11 protein-coding genes are annotated in these 16780 nt (G+C 39.4%); 3 read left to right on the forward strand and 8 right to left on the reverse strand.

The genetic code is table 11. From position 1 onward, the window contains the following. Window positions 1-330: 330 nt before the first annotated feature. From DVR12_RS19925 to DVR12_RS19945, 6 genes are all read right to left on the reverse strand, one after another. Complete coding sequence (locus DVR12_RS19925) at window positions 331-1875, reverse strand: sulfatase family protein (protein ID WP_116977559.1); 1545 nt, start codon at window positions 1873-1875, stop codon at window positions 331-333. 7 nt (window positions 1876-1882) lie between these two features. After that, a complete protein-coding gene (locus DVR12_RS27630) occupies window positions 1883-2050 on the reverse strand; it encodes a hypothetical protein (RefSeq protein WP_158563313.1) in 168 nt (55 codons plus the stop codon). A 40-nt stretch (window positions 2051-2090) separates the two neighbouring features. Beyond that, entirely contained in the window at window positions 2091-3707 is a 1617-nt protein-coding gene (locus DVR12_RS19930; protein WP_116977560.1) for a glucoamylase family protein, read from the reverse strand. An 18-nt stretch (window positions 3708-3725) separates the two neighbouring features. Next, entirely contained in the window at window positions 3726-5204 is a 1479-nt protein-coding gene (locus DVR12_RS19935; protein ID WP_116977561.1) for a RagB/SusD family nutrient uptake outer membrane protein, read from the reverse strand. 16 nt (window positions 5205-5220) lie between these two features. Next, window positions 5221-8193, reverse strand: coding sequence for a SusC/RagA family TonB-linked outer membrane protein (locus DVR12_RS19940; protein ID WP_158563314.1), 2973 nt, complete (start codon window positions 8191-8193; stop codon window positions 5221-5223). A 207-nt stretch (window positions 8194-8400) separates the two neighbouring features. After that, entirely contained in the window at window positions 8401-11241 is a 2841-nt protein-coding gene (locus tag DVR12_RS19945; RefSeq protein WP_116977563.1) for a two-component regulator propeller domain-containing protein, read from the reverse strand. A gap of 272 nt (window positions 11242-11513) precedes the next feature. On the opposite strand from DVR12_RS19945, the gene DVR12_RS19950 reads away from it, so the two are divergent. From DVR12_RS19950 to DVR12_RS19960, 3 genes are all read left to right on the forward strand, one after another. Beyond that, a complete protein-coding gene (locus DVR12_RS19950; protein ID WP_199417155.1) occupies window positions 11514-12386 on the forward strand; it encodes a YXWGXW repeat-containing protein in 873 nt (290 codons plus the stop codon). A gap of 108 nt (window positions 12387-12494) precedes the next feature. Continuing rightward, a complete protein-coding gene (locus DVR12_RS19955; RefSeq protein WP_116977564.1) occupies window positions 12495-13133 on the forward strand; it encodes a helix-turn-helix domain-containing protein in 639 nt (212 codons plus the stop codon). Window positions 13134-13311: 178 nt separating this feature from the next. Then, window positions 13312-14706 carry a serine hydrolase domain-containing protein gene (locus tag DVR12_RS19960; protein WP_116977565.1) on the forward strand — a complete coding sequence of 465 codons (1395 nt, stop codon included), beginning with the start codon at window positions 13312-13314 and terminating at the stop codon, window positions 14704-14706. A gap of 51 nt (window positions 14707-14757) precedes the next feature. Here DVR12_RS19960 and DVR12_RS19965 read toward each other — a convergent pair whose 3' ends face one another. Further along, window positions 14758-15918 carry a TlpA family protein disulfide reductase gene (locus DVR12_RS19965; RefSeq protein WP_116977566.1) on the reverse strand — a complete coding sequence of 387 codons (1161 nt, stop codon included), beginning with the start codon at window positions 15916-15918 and terminating at the stop codon, window positions 14758-14760. 263 nt (window positions 15919-16181) lie between these two features. Beyond that, window positions 16182-16754, reverse strand: a complete 573-nt coding sequence (locus DVR12_RS19975; protein WP_116977568.1) for a hypothetical protein — start codon at window positions 16752-16754, stop codon at window positions 16182-16184. Between the last annotated feature and the right edge of the window lie 26 nt (window positions 16755-16780).

A 16780-nucleotide genomic window follows, 5' to 3' on the forward strand; every position in this document is an offset into this window, starting at 1 on the left:
GAATGAAATTTTTCAGGGTACAATAAATAATCAGGTTGATAATAAAAAGTACTGTAAGGGGATCGGGAATAGTCATAATACTTAACAAGCTTTTTTATAGTTCTATTGTTTAGGGGTGTTTGTAAAAGACCTTGCATTTACCGAATGCTATTACGACAAATGTTTATAAACAGATTTGCTAAAATAGGATTTCAGATATCTTGATTGATAGGTGAAATTAATTAATTTTTTATTAGTTCGATATCCTTATTAAAATTTACAGAAAAAATATTTGGCAAATTCTTATAATAAAAATGCTCTCCACGTCGGAGAGCATTTTTATTATAAGAGTTAGAATGGCCTTACAAAATTATCGGGTATTGTATCTTTATATTTAGTCTTTAGGGTTTCTAGCTTTATTATTAATTCCTCCCGAATCGCTTTGTAACTGGTAGCATTGTAAACATTTTTCATTTCATGCGGATCTTTTATAAGATCATACAACTCCCAGCTATCAATATCATTATAGAAATGAATTAGCTTATACCTGTTGGTTCTTATTCCATAATGCCGTTTCACGCTATGAAACGCCGGGTACTCGTAATAGTGATAGTAAATCGCATCTCGCCAGGGTATCTGCTGCCCGGCAAGTAAAGGTGCGAAAGATTCCCCCTGCATTTCAACTGGGGCTGATACTCCTGCATACTGTAATAACGTTGGGGCATAATCGAGGTTCTGTACGAGATGTTTTTCAACTGTACCAGGTTTTATATGACCTGGATACCGCATTACCAGCGGCATATGCAGAGATTCTTCATACATGAACCGTTTGTCAAACCATCCATGCTCGCCCAGGTACATACCCTGATCGGAAGTATAAATAACAATTGTATTTTCAGTAAGATGATGATCATCCAGGTATTTTAATACTCTACCTATATTCTGATCTACCGACTTTATACAACGCAGGTAATCTTCCATATACCGCTGATATTTCCAGGCTACTAAAGCTTTTCCTGTTGGTAATTTTTGTTTGTAGTCTTCAATTACAGGAGCATATTCCTTATCCCATGCTGCTTTCTGTGCCGGATTAAGCCTGTCGTAATCATGTATGAAATTGGTCCACGACCATTTCCCATCCTGAATAATACCACTGGTATCATATAGTTTGAGGTCATAAACCAGGTACATATCCTTTTCTATGCTCATTTCCTGTTGTGCGGCAGCCGTGCGGTTTTCATATGAATCAAACAATGTTGCCGGTGCTTTAAATTTACGACCCCGGAAATCATTGAAGTTGCTGGTATCAGGCATCCAATTACGATGAGGTGCTTTATGATATAACAACATGCAGAATGGTTTAGAGGTATCTCTGTGCTCCATATACCGGAGCGCATAATCGGTGATCAGATTAGTGGCATATCCTTCTACCCGTTCAATGCTTCCATCCATATGAATAAAATCCGGATTGTAATAATGCCCCTGATCCGGCATGGTTATCCAATAATTAAACCCGGTAGGTGTACTTTTCAGATGCCATTTGCCCACTAAGGCAGTTTGATATCCTGCTGCCTGCAATAGTTTGGGAAATGTTACCTGGGAGCTGTCGAATGTAATACCATTGTGTATCTGTCCGTTTACATTTGAATGCTTCCCAGTCAGAATTACAGCCCTGCTGGGTGCGCAAATAGAGTTAGTACAAAAACTATTAGTAAAGATGGCTCCCTCTATCGCTATTCTGTCTATGTTGGGTGTATGAATAAGCGAAGGATTATAGGCACTGATTGACTGCAATGCGTGATCATCTGTCATGATCACAATGATATTTGGTTTCTTTTGTGCTTTTACTGAATGAGCCATCAACAAAAACACAAAGAAAAGCAGACTATTTTTCATGATCTTGTTATTTAATGACTGCTGCTCCATCCAGTATTACGGCGAATACCGTCATGTATTCATCCTGCACTGCCGGTGGCACTGACTCAGGATCTACAGCTTTTCCCTGAGCCAGCCCCATGGAACTTTTTAGCAATAGGATAGCCACTACCAGTTTGGTACGCAGTTTTTTCATCGATAAAATTGTCTTGAAAATTTGGTTAAATCCTGTTTTTTTAGTGGAATTTAACGTTAATGCTTGTACGTTTTTCGTTTGCAGTATATTGTAAAATGTATGGTTGGTCTGTATTGATGTTTGTGGCATCGAAGGATAAGGTATGTAGCCCAATATTTGTAGGAGTTACATTTTGTAAAATTCTGATGGTTTTATTTTTACTGTCAAGTAGTGTAAAACCGGTACTGGCCCCTGATTCTTTCAGATAGTATGCAATTTCATATACTCCTTTATCAGGATGCAACAGCATATCGTAATAGCCGGTAGTGCTTTCTGGTACAGCTTCCGGGAAACCTGTTTCATACACAGGAGTAGTAATCCCTGCCAGTTGTAGGCCCAATTTTACTTCTGGGGCACTCATTAATAAATCCCAGATCTTTCCACTGCGATAATTTTCAATCATTACAACTATTGGGCCTTGGTCGATTGCCAGATATTGATTGTCGTACCAGTTTCTGCTTACATTAAATGCATCATGAAATCCATAAACTCCCCAGATTTTGTAACCCATATCATTCATGAAATGCTGTAATACCTGCATGGAATAGTATGGCGTAAATGGTATAGCAGATAAAGCTGCTGTAGGGGCTATTGTGCCTTCATCTTCATCCGGGGCATGGGCTCTGTAACCATCAGCTCCATCGGCAGCTGAAAGCCCCCATTGGTTGGATGCATACAAATAGGTTTTAGGTGCATCTGTCAGGCAATAGGCTCGGTTAATTAGCGTATGATTAATATTCTGCTGAATATAGCTGGTATACTGATCTTGCATTTTATGCGGATCTAATCCCAGGAACGAATAATGTGAAAGGAAAAGCGGGCCAACTCTGTCTCTTCCCAGAAATTGCTTATATCCATAGAAGGTATTACCGTTGCGGAAATTACCATTTCTTGTCCATCCATTTGTATAAATTTCAGGCGTAATTCCATGTTTAGGTGCTCCTAATGCAAGAATATAAGTAATCAAACTTTCATTCCATCCGCTTATAGGTAATTCAAAATAATTGTTTTGTGGATACCATCCCCAGTACAGACTTTTCGTGTTATTGGTATACCAGTTCCACTCAATCTGCTGATAAAATTTATCGGTCAACTGGCGTATTTCAACTTCCGTAGCAGTATTACCTGCCAGATATGCTTTGGCACTAAGCAGGCCGGCCATCATAAAAGAGGTTTCTACCAGGTCTCCGGCATTCCCTTTATTACCGAAGGGTATTGCTTTCCCTGTTTCGCCATTCATCCAGTGCGACCATGCCCCGTGAAATTTATCTGCCTTATCCAGAAAATGAACGATGTCCAGAATTCGTTGTGTACCTTCTGCTCTGGTAATCCAGCCCCTCTCAATAGCACAGATAGTTGCCATTACTCCAAATCCGCTTCCCCCTGTTGTTACGGTATTGCCGGAAGTGGAGGTAGCTCTTTCCGGAGCCATACCCGAAAAGTTTTTACCTAATTGCCAGAAGTATTGAAAGCAACCTTGCTGTGTTTTATCCAGCAAGGTTTTATTAACTGCCACAGAAGAATCTGTGGCAGTTGAAATAGGCTTACCTGATTTATTACAGGCAATAGTCGGTAACAGGATAACGGAGAGGCATATACTAATGAGTAATTGCTTCATATAATGAGTTTAGAAAGATTAATAATTAGGATTTTGGATAAGTATTCCTTGTGCTTTATCTATTTCATCTTGTGGAATAGGTAGCAGTTCATGTTTCCCTTCAACAAAATTATTTTTACCATCTGCCTGTAAAGCTTTTTTAGCAATACCCCAGCGCACAATATCATAAAACCGCTCATGTTCCATTGCCAGTTCTATCCTGCGCTCCTGGCGTATCAGATCAGTAAGTTTATTCTTGTCGCGCTCCGTAATGGCAGGAAGAATATCGCTTTTCCCTCTGGCTCTAGCCCTTACCATTTCCAGTTTGGCAAGCGCTTCATCTGTTTGGCCCTGTTCGTTTGCGGCTTCAGCATGCATTAACAAAACATCTGAATAATGCAGCAATCTTATATTCATCCATTGGCCAAATCTACTATTGGTTTGCAGACGGACTTTTGGATTTGTATAAACTTTCTGATTATATCTTGGATTGGGTAAATTTGTAGGTAGCGTTTCTCCGTAGGGAGTTGTTTCTCCGGCATAGAGAATAGTAGCATCTCGACGCGGATCTCCTGCTTCATATGCTGCTACCAGAGTTGCTGAGGGTACGTTAAAGCCCCAACCCAGATCGAAAGTTCCTGCACCTCTGACGCCTTGTACCTGTGCATATTGGCAACCATAACCCGTATACGAAATTGTATATAAAGCCTGTACTTCAAAAATTGATTCACTACAATTTTCTCCTTCTTCCGAATATAAGTAACTATAGGAAGATTGCAGATTATATTGTCCTGAATTAATAACTGCTGTTGTCATACCAATTGCTTGCGCATACTTTTTTTCGTAGAGGTACACTTTCGCAAGCAGCCCTTGTGCTGCACCTTTGGTAACCCTGCCTATGTATTTAGGATCCCATTTCAATGGCAGGTTAGCAGCTGCGTAGGTCAGGTCCTCCTCAATCAGTGCATAAATAGCTTCCTTACTGGCTCTAGGAACATTAAACCTGGCTTCATCAGTGATCAGAGAATCTATTTTAGGAACACCTCCGAATGCACGTACCAGATTAAAATAAAAGTAGCCTCGCAGCATTTTGGCTTCTGCTATACTTAATCTTTTATCTTCCTCCGAAACATTTCCGCTGGCAATACTTACCTGCTTTAATACCTGGTTACATTTATTAACCCCTGAATATAAAGCTGTATAGTAAGCCTTTACCAGGCCATTGCTTGGCGCCAGGGTAAATTCGTCCATTGCTTTCTGATCTGCACCGTCGGCTGGTGTGCTGCCTTTGTCGGCATCATCGGAACGAATACTTGAGATAGCGATAAATGGCATTACATGAACTCCGTAATCCCTTAAAGTAGCATACATTCCATAAATGTATTGCTCAAATTGTCCGCCCGGATATGTTTCGGTAGTAAAACGGCCCTGAGGTTGTCTTTCAAGGAAATCTTTTCCGCAACTCCCCAGTGTAATGGCAGCTACCAGCAGTGATAAACTTTTTATATAGCGTTGCATGAAATATTTTTTTTGATTAGAAATTCAGATTGAAACCAGCCATGAAAGTAGCCGGAATAGGATAGGTGCCTTCATCAACACCCATTCTGATAGGAGAATCTCCACCTACTTCCGGCGTGTAGCCACTAACTTTAGTGAAGGTTTTCAGGTTTTGGGCGTTAAGGAATAGTCTGCCGCTCTTAATTTTCAGGTCCTGCATCCAGCTTGCATTGAAATTATAGGAGAGCTGAATAAAACGAATTCTGAAGTAATCGCCTGGTTCTATGAAATAGGTTGATGGTTCTAAGTTCCAACCTCTTGTATCATCCATAATAGGTTCTTTGTTGGAAGTTCCGGGGCCTGTCCACCGGTTCAGGCGATTGGTTTCATAATTGAATACTGCATACTTATTGCGTCCGCGGTTTACAAATACTTTATTGCCACCCGATCCCTGTGTTTCAACATCCAGGCCCCAACCTTTGTATCGCAGGTTGAATGAGAGTCCATATACCAGGTTTGGAGTGGGGGAACCGATATAGGTGCGGTCTTTGTCGGTAATTTTACCGTCTTCGTTTACATCTACAAATTTTATATCGCCCGGCTTAATACGAGGGTCGGATTTTTGTGCAGATTTCTCAATCTCTTCAGTCGATTGGAATATTCCGTCCTGGATGTATCCATAGAAGCCTCCGATTGGGTATCCAACGATTGTGCGGGAAGGAGTGTTGGTGATATTGTAACCGATATTATCACCTATAGCTAATACTTTGTTTTTTAAAGTAGTTAGGTTTCCGCTAACTGAATATTTGAAATCCTTGCCTATACCATCGCCCCAACCGGCAGTGAATTCGAAGCCTCTGTTGAGGATAGTACCGGCATTGGTTTGAGATTGTGTAGTTCCGATGGCACCAGGGATATCGAGATTAACCAGGATGTCTTTGGTTGTTCTATGATAATAATCGGCTTCTAAAGTAAAGCGTTCATTGAATAGCGTTAGTTCAATACCGGCATCAGTACCTTCCATAACTTCCCAATGAATATTAGGATTAGGTATGAATTGAGGTACGGCTGCCGGATATAATTTGTCGCCAAATACCGCACTGTTACCAGTATTCAATAATGGATAGTAGAGATAATTACCGATTTTGTCGTTTCCTAACCTGCCCCAGGAGGCTTTAAGTTTCAGGAAGTTGATTGCTGGGATAGAATGACGGAGAAATGGTTCTTCACTGATCACCCAGGCAGCACCTGCAGCAGGGAAGTTGCCCCAACGTTTGTTGGGTCCGAATTTGGAAGTACCATCTCTGCGGAAAGAGGCATTAAACAAATATTTGTTGTTAAAGGAATAATTGGCGCGGAATAAATAGGATTTAAATGCCTGCTCTTCACCACTACCGTTATTTACCTGGCTTTCCAAATCCGGGCTGGTATTCAGGTACCAGAGGTCCGGATTATCAGGGATAGCTATTGACGGACTTTTCCTTGAACCTGAAATGAAGTCACCACCTTTGTATTGAGCAGTGAGGCCGGCGAGGAGATTCAGCCGATGTTTCCCAAAGGTATTCTCATACTTTAAAGTGTGATCTGCCTGAAAGGTTTGGTAGTTGTTTTTGCCCATACTCACACTATTGATGAAGTTATACTGGGCAGAATCACCTACGATATATCTGGGCGTGTAGGAGCGGTTGGAGTTAAATCCGAGATCGGTATAGCCTACAGTTTTCCAGGTGAGGTGGCGCAGGAATTTAATCTCTGCAAAGGCACTACCTACAAAACGATAGCCGTAGTTGATAGCTTTATCTTTAAAGATCTCCATATTGGCAACAGGGTTTCCAACCTGTGCTCTCTGAAATGTTGGTGATGCGTTATATCTGCCATCAGCACTATAAGGCTCAAAAATGGGAGCGGCTATAAGGGCATTAGGAACAAGGTTGATATCTCCGTTTTTCCTATCCCAGCGGCTACCCGACATATCTACGCCTACCCGAATATTTTTATTGATATCGTATTCGTCGTTGATGTGAATCATATACTTTTTGAAAGCATCATATTTCAGAATTCCATCCTGGTTAAAATAGCCTGCACTCAGATATGCTTTATTTTTTTCGGTACCAGTGGCTACACTGAGGCTATAATTCTGAATCATGGCATCGCGGAAGATCTTATCCTGCCAATCGGTGTTGGCTTTGTAGGGAGAGAAGTCGAAAGGTTGACTATTCAGATTTTTAAGCTGCTCACTATATAACATTTTAAAGCCTTCAGCATCTGTAACCTTTACTTTATTTACAAGGTGCTGGATACCTGCATAGGTGTTGAAGTTGACCTTCATTTCACCGGTACGGGCTTTCATAGTTGAAATAATGATAACTCCGTTTGCACCTTGTACCCCAAACATGGCGAGGGAGGATGGATCTTTTAAAATCTCAACGGAAGCGATATCCCCGTTATTGAGGAAGTCGATATTATCGTGGAATACCCCATCTACGACATATAGTGGGTTGGTATTGGTGATAGAACCTACCCCACGGATACGGATAGTGGGAGCGGCACCGGCACGACCAGTATTTGTGACGGTGATACCGGCTACTTTACCTTGTAAGGCGGCCAGGGGATTTGAACCGGGTCGGTTTACGATTTCTTCTCCCTTAATGGAAGCAATGCTACCGGTAAGGTCTCTTTTCCGGGAAGTACCATAACCAATTACAACCACCTGGTCCATGTCTTTAGTGGAAGTTTTTAGCGTTACCAGCATATGCTGGGTATTCACGCAGGTAATTTCCTTCGATTCATAGCCAAGTAGCTGGAATTGTAATACCGTTCCTTTTGTGCCCTTAATATGGAAGGAACCATCGCTGTCGCTTACAGTACCAATACCAGTATTGGATTTGTAGACAATTGTCACTCCCGGCAGGGGAGCACCTGTAGCAGCGTCTTTAACGCTGCCGCTGATTTGCTGCGCATGTAACCATGCTGGTAGCAATAGCAGTAAAAGCAAGTAACAAGTTTTCATAACGTTCATTTGTGGATAAAATGGAAGTTTGGCTGACGAGTTTTAGTGAAAAACTTTTCGGTGATAAATGTAGTTATGGAAATAACGGGCAGGCATATTGGATGCTCCAACATGAATACTACAAGCAGGTATAATTAAGCAGGTTTTCCTACAACAATACTACTTCATTATTATTTTTAAATATGTGATACTATTTGATAATCAATATTATATATTCAACATGAACTCAGTAAGGTTTTGGTCGCCCGGCAGGTTCATTTTCTTACGCAAACGATAGCGTTTTACCTCCACCCCCCGGATTGTGATATTAAATCGTTGGGCAATTTCTTTGGAAGAGAGGTTCATTTTCAGATAAGCAGCCAGTTTTAAATCCTGTGGTGTGAGATCAGGATATCGGGCATGAAGTTCCTGGAAAAACCGTTCATGGGCGCTATTAAATCCATCATCAAAAACTTTCTGCTCATCTTCAGTAGATATGTTTTGATCAATCATCTTCATTAATCTATTATACCTTGTTAATGAAAATTCGCCTGAACTTTGAGCTTTTAGTTGCAGCAGTTCCTTTTTCATTTTTTGCAATAGTTCCTTCTTCTGCAATAATGTAATGCCTGAATTGGCGAGTGCCTCACTTTTACTTACTACATCGGCGGTCAGTTGTTGTTGCCTGATCAGCAGTAATTTTCGTTCATTTTCCTGTTGCTCTTTCAGTAATCTGGCTTCCAACTGTTGTTGCATTTGGTTCCTGGCAATCCTTAATTTTCGTTTGTATATCTGATATATGAGGGTACTGCCTGCTATTCCTAACCAGAGATAAAGGCAAATGGCCCACCAACGTTTATACCAGGGGGCAAGGATCGAAAAATGAAAAACAGCTTCTTCATCTCCCTGGTCCGACTTTACATGAAATACATATTCTCCCGGTGGGATATTGGAAAATTCGCGATGTGATTGCGGTACATAATTACTCCACTGATCATACCCTTCCAACCCATCAATTTTGGTAGCAAAGCTGGGTTGCTGATCATAAACAGGAGCAGAAAATCTGAATAGCAGGCTATTATCACGGGAAGAAAGGCCATTGGCTGTAGCTTCAGATAGCAGACTGTGTTTGTCGTTACTTCTTAACTGAATGGCTTCTATAACAGGTGAAATTTCTACCTGACGAATACTTTCATTATTGGCAATATTATATAACGAAAATCCATCTTCCGTACAGAAGAAGGTCCAGTCTCCGAACTGATAGAGATTTTCAGAATCATTTACCATGAAAATATTCTGGTGCCTGAGCTGCTTTATTTGTATTGATCCGTTTTCTTCCCAGGTTACAAGTGCCAGTTTATTATCGTTATTCATCACCCACCATTTCTGATCAGTGATCGACATAATCTTCCTTATACTGCCAATTGGAGAAAGTTTGTTATTCAGGAATGTATCCGGTTTGAAATTTCCCGGAGAGGCTTCATAATAAATTCCACGATCCGGAGATACTACGCGTATGGATCCATGATAGTTAATAAGATTTATCTTACCCGGAACTGGTAAACCATTCATGGCTTCCATTGGAATGAGTTGATTGATTTTGTCTAACTCCGGCGTTAAAATAATTTTGTAGAGACCTTTATAAGCATGTCTCACCCAGATTGTTCCATCAATGTCTTCCATTATTCCTTTTGCAGCAATTCCTTCAGTTCCGTCAATATGCTGATGATGAACAATTTTACCGGCTTCATTTTTCCTGTAAATGTCTAACCCCAGATAATTTCCTTGTACATAATAGCCTGGATAATGCTGAAGGGGTTTAAACATCCAGCCGCCGGGGGCGGATGAAATTTTTTCTACTTTACCATTATCAATTCTATATGTAAAAGTATTGTGACCACATATTAATTGTTGATCATAAACTTCCAGATTCCATATCTGCCCTTTTAGTTCGGGAACCAATGTAAACTCATGTTCTCCGGGTGATATGTAGAATAACCCATGATTGGTTGCGAGGTATAATTTATTTTGATAAAGAGCTGCGCTGTAAACACTTCCTAATTTACCATCAAGATCTTTATAATGAAGAAAGGGCGATTGCAGGATTACCTGATCAATACCATGATCTAATCCTACCCATAAATTTCCTGCTTTATCAGGAAATAAGGCAAGTATGGTATTGTTTTGCAAACCAGTGCGCTGATTGATTTGCTTTTTGATCAGACCATTTCCATCAGTTATGATAATGCCGTTCAATATAGTACCAAAAACAAAGGTGTTTTCATTTATTCTGATACATCTGTTAGCTTCATTCTTACTCAGGAAATCACTTGCCGGGGAAATAAAAGGTGTGAAATTATGGCCATCAAAAATGAACAGACCGTTCTTAGTAGTACAAATTAGCATCTTGCCTGGAGCGTAAGGAAGTATGCCTGCAATACTTACATCTTTCATTACTTCACTACCAGGAATGAGTACCAATGAATTATTCTTAAATTCAAATATGCCAATTCCCTTACAACCCACCAGGTAGCGGTCATACACAGCATGTATAAAGCTTATCGGAGATGGTGTAACGGTTACGCTTATGTGATCTTTCTCCCAATGATAAATACGACTAAATGAATGGAAAACTACTGAGTTATCATTAAAAGGAACGATATTCCAAATTTCCTCCCTTTTAAATACACTATCAATAATGCCACTACTAAGCGACCGGTATTTCATTTGGTTATCAGGCATTTTTTCCCAGTAACCAAATTCAGCAAAGCCTCCGGTATAAATTCTATTGCGATGATCAGCAGCTACTGTTCTCACAATTTGTCTGTATGGCAGATAGTGCAATTGCCATTCACTACCATTAAAATGCAGCAATCCCCTGGAATTGGCTACATAAATCTGTCCGTGTGTATCCTGAGCTATTGCCCAGTTTTGATTATAACCATTATATGTTTGTTTGGTGTAGTGTAATATTTCAGGCATTCCCAGATCTTCGGGGAATATTTGTGCCTGAACAGGGGAGTGTAAAAGTTGGACAATTAAGAGCAGAACAGTATAGCACTTATTCATTTTCACTTACTATTTTGGTTGATAGGTTTAATCAGCGAATGTAGGTTTTTCCTGAATATAGTGTATTTTCATTGGGATATAAGCGGCTTAGTATTTACCGGTAGCCATGTTCTGAAAAGCGTTAGATGTTCTTTTTATGAAAACTAAAAAAAGAATTAAGCTCCGCTGTAATACCTCAATTTTATTAATTATCTCAGTCTTTAGAACTATTCATTTCTAATATTTGTTTTTAGGACAAATTGCCTTGTGAAAAACCTTTAAACTATGTTAAAATGAACATGCAATTATCAATTTCAGCAAAGCGTCCTGTTGCTCGATTATTAGGGAGTAAGACTGTTCTGCAGCGATTACTGATTCTTTTTTCAGTATGCCTTTTTACAGTTAATACAACTAAGGCACAGGATGTTGGTTATTATACCGATGACCAAAGTGGTGTAACGGTACAGGCTACAATTGCTCCGCCTCCGATTCCGGAATATGTGCAGCCAGCTTGCCCTGGTGATGGATATATCTGGGTTCCCGGATATTGGGCCTGGGGGTCTAGTGGTTATTACTGGGTTCCCGGAGTATGGGTATTACCACCAGCAATTGGCCTGTTATGGACACCGGGATACTGGGCCTTTTATGGTGGACACTATGGATGGCATCCGGGTTACTGGGGTCATTCTGTAGGTTATTATGGAGGTATTAACTATGGGTTTGGTTACTTCGGAACCGGATTCTATGGAGGCCGATGGGAGAATGGACATTTTATGTATAATTCTGCTGTTTGGCGTGTAGGTAATAACGTCCGTAACACTTACGTGAATAATGTAAATATCCATAACACAAATCGGAGTAGCTTCAATGGACCTAGTGGAGTTAAATATAATCCATCAAACGAGGAGCGCCAATCGGTACGTGAAAATCATACCCCATTGGGTAATCAGTTAATCCAGCACGAACAAAACTTTGGTAACGAAAGAGGCCAATATCATGCTCCGGATACCAGGCCGGCAGTTCATAGTATGAGCGTGCCTGGTGGTCAGCGATTCGACCAGGGTGGACGTCCAATGGGCGGTGGTCGCGGTGGCGGCGGTGGAATGCGTGGCGGCGGCGGCGGTATGCGCGGTGGCGGCGGACACGGTGGCGGTAGAAGAGGATAATTATCTTATTTTAATAATAATAAAAAAAGGCTCTGGACAGGGCCTTTTTTTATTGTTGGATATTATATACTTTCAGAAGAGAGTAATGATCTTCTTAATTCAGAATAAATGAAAAAGACTTTAAAAGAACATAGAGCCATACAACAGTTATCTCAACAGGAGCTTGCAGACCGTTCAGGTATTTCACTGAGAACTATTCAAAGATTGGAAAAGAACGCATCTACAGGTAGTGCTTACGTTATCAGAACTTTATGTTCAACCTTAAAAATAGAAATAGAGGACCTGTTTATTGAGTCTGAAAAAAATACCAAAGAAGAGGAAGATATGATACCTGGCAGACCGGCCAGTTTTATTGATGATACCAGTGCAAAGAATAAGTATAGTATATATTTGAAATATATTAATTTCAGTACCCTGACTTCCCTTATCTTTCCTTTTTTGGGGTTAATAATATCTCCTGTATTCTATCTACTATACAAAAAGAAACTAACAGAAAATACTGATAGGCAAGCGGCATTGAAAATACTCAGTTTTCAAATCTTATGGGCGGCATTTACCTTGGCGTTATTAATCTTTACCCCATTGATTGATTACTTGTTTCTGCATGTTTCAGAAATAGAGGAAATTCCACTTTTCATGTGGGTTTATCTGATTTTACTCTTTTTTCACCTATTATCAACGTTACTTACAGCAATCCGGTTAAACAGGGGGAATAGACTTTTGCCCTTAGTTCCCAATATTTTATAGCTTACAATGTTCTAAGTAAGAATCTATAACAACCGGTTTATTTAAAAATCGATGTGTAAGTAATGCCTTATTTTCCCGTAAAATTCAGTAATGGCATAAGTATGTCATAAGATTGGCGGCCTTCTGTGATAGGCATTTTCTGCTAGTCGCAGTAGCTTTGGCTAAATGAAATTTGCATATGGTCAATAAGTTTTGTCAGATTGTTTTCGCCGTATTTTTGCTCTTAGGGAATGTTGTTTCGGGGCAACAGATCATCAACGATTCGATCAGGGCTCAGTTGGAAATCGGAATTAAAGGTTTCCAGGAGCGTTTTCACGCCCCCAGTGTAGTGCTGGCAATTGTACATAAAGACAACATTATTTTTAGTTGGGCCTCGGGGTATACAGATCTTGAGAATAAAACACCCGCAACAATAGATTCGAAATACCAGATTCAATCAGTTTCCAAACTCTTCACCGCTATAGCAACCATGCAGCTATTGGAAAAGGGGGTGATTGGATTGGATGACGATATCAGAAAATATGTGCCTGAATTTACTGGCATCAATCGTGGTGGCCGGCCCAGTGGTACTACCTTTCTGGAACTCTCGACCCATACCTCCGGACTGCCAAGAAATTCACAGGCAGATATCGACTTCGCCAAAAATGTAGATTTATGGATGCTTACCCGAAACGACTCTATCTCATTACGCGCCGCCACAAAGGAAGACTTTTTGAAATCGCTGCGCACTGTTTCGAGAGAATACCCGGAGTATGAATTTTTACCGCCAGATACCCGCCAATATTCCAATATGGGTTATGCATTGCTGGGTCTTGCATTGGAGAGGGCCGCTAAAAAAGATTTTCAGCAATTAGTTGTTGAGGCTATCTGCAGACCTCTTAAGCTTAGCAATACAGGGTATGGAACTATCAGCAGTAAGGAAAATAAAATTGCCCAAGGATACTACTACCAGAGTGATGCAGAAAAATTTGTCAAAACCCCCAACTTTTACGCCAATGCCATAGCTCCGGCAGGAGGTATGTATTCTACAGCCAGAGACCTTGCAAGGTTTATCAGCGCTCAATTTAGTAATACTATTGGTATGCTTTCGGCCAACTCGGTCAGAAGAATGCAGACCTTTGGAATAGGATGGCAACGATCTTATCCCTTTGTAAAGCATGAAGGTGCAATGGTTGGTTTCCGTACAGAGGTTGTGCTTCATCCCAAGTTAGAGGTTGGCTGGGTAATTTTAACGAATACAACGGATTTTGATTTTAGCAGGTTCAATGAGTATGTGTCAAGGCTTGTGTTACCCATATTTGCAGATAAGCCGGTAACAGATCCGGGTCAATTCGTGGGCACGTATAGGTTAGAAGGAGGGGGCGAAAGTATTCAAATATATCTGAAGGATGGAAAGTTGTATTCGACCTATCTGGAGCAAATTCTGCAACCTGAGCCACTGTCTTTTTCAGGAAATAATGCCTTGAAGTCAAAGGGCCTGAATGGCCACGATGTGAATTACAATTTCCTGTCAGATGGAAATTCAAAGATTATAATCCTGAATTTGAATCAACTTATGTGGGTAAAGGAGTAGCAATAAATTGTTTCATGTTGATTAATAGTTAATAATCCAGAATTATTAAGGTTACGGTGCATTGATAATTTTTTCAATTTCACTACCATCGCCTAGTCCAATATGATAATATTGTACTACTCCTTCTCTGTCTATTAATACTAAAGTAGGGTAGTAGCTTATTTTGTATGCCATGCCTATTTCATTATATTTATCCCAAATGTTGATCCAGTCCATTTTATTTTTTGAGATAGCATTTAAGGCTTTTTCCTTCTCAGATTCACTTGTAATACTTATTATTTCCAGTTGTTCTATAGAGTATTTCTGTCTGAGAGACTTAATAATGTTCATTTCCTGTAAACATGGGATACACCAACTAGCCCAGAAATCTAATAAAACAAATTTCCCTTTAAATGTTACCAGGTTTTGTTTTTGATTACGGATGTCGGTTGCTTCAAACAAGGGTGCTATCTCAGATACTGTAATTGGCTTAATTGAAGCGTCTATGGTCTGAAGTAACATTTTTCCTTCAGTATTTTGAGTATATTTTTTAGGAAAAACTGTACTAAATTTTTTTTGTAACTCGAGAAGGTACTCTTTATCGTTAGGAATAATAGCAATTGAAGAAGTTATGATTTGGTCTTTAAAATACCAAAATGAGACATAGTCATTAGGATGTTGTTCTATAAAAGCAATACATTTATTATTCATTGCTTTAAAGAGGCTTATAAATATTGAATTGATAGAATCATTACTTTTGATGTCAGCTTCATGGCATTTCCAGAAGGTAGAAAATGCTGTGGCTTCTTTCATTCTGTACTTTAAAAGCTGGTGATATATGGGATGCCGTTCATTTAGTTGTTCTATGTTCTTGGTATACGAAAATTGTAATGGCTCCTTTTTATTGTTTTTATTATAAGATACTTTCGCAAATGAAGGATTCGAAGTAACGAAGAAAATGCTCGAATTGCTATTGTTTAACTCATTTCTAAGAGAAATATGAAAAGTAACCTTTTCAGAGAAAAAAGAGTCAATAATTTGTAATTTATTATTTTTAAATGAATCAGTAACTATTATTCCTGCTTTTCCATTATTATAGCTTATAGTAAGATGTTTTGAGTTAACGGAGGAATCAGTTACTAGTATAATATTCATTATTTTCTGTCCAAATGCAGGAATATAAACGAATGATATTAAGAAGTTATTAAAGAAAAATATGTTTAAGAATTTCATTTATAATGAATTAAGATGCAACTCTAGTGGTTTGTTCTGACTTATTTTCCGTTATAGAAAATCCTATTCCCTCATTTTTTTATTGCTTTCATCATTTCCGCTTTTTCTTACTTGGGCTGGCTTTATTCTTCTATCTGTATCTTTCCAGTTTGCAGTAAATATTAATTTTACTTGGAGGTCAAGGTATGGTGGCTTATTGAGCTGGCAGAGTAAGTTTTTTGCATTTGAGCCTTCAAAGATTTTAACTCCTGAATCAGAACCAACTATAAGGGATTTAAACACCTGATACTATCTGCCTGTATAAATTTAAGATCATGTTCCTCGAATATGCCTACATTTTGGGTATTCTCAAAATCACGTTTTTTAATCCTCTTAGGAAATGGTGGAACGGCTTTCCAGTTTTTGATTAACTCCCTGTTCACGATTGTTCCACTAAAATGCAGGTTATATAACCCATACCATGCCCCTTCTCCCATAGATACGGCTACACGTACAAAGGCTGATATCCTATTTCCTTCAATAACATAAACGCCTAAATCGGCTGGATTAAGTTTTTTGTAAAAGCTACAGGTAAATAAGGCACTATCCGTGTTTGATCCGTGTGATACGTATATTTTATTGTTCCTGGTAAAGAAAACAGGATTTACAGCGGGGTATTTATCATTTAGATGATCGGGCCTGCTTATATTTGTATAATAACCGTCAAATCTTAATTTACTACTGTCAATCAGTGTCGGATGTTTTGAATAATCAGGAGAGGATAATTGTTTCCCTTCCCAGCATGAAATCAGGCTCAATGAAATTATCGTAAAGCTCAGACATTTACCAAAGTACATAGGTATTCAATTTTAGGTTAATGGGA

This window comes from Chitinophaga silvatica (assembly GCF_003419895.1).
Taxonomy (GTDB): domain Bacteria; phylum Bacteroidota; class Bacteroidia; order Chitinophagales; family Chitinophagaceae; genus Chitinophaga; species Chitinophaga silvatica.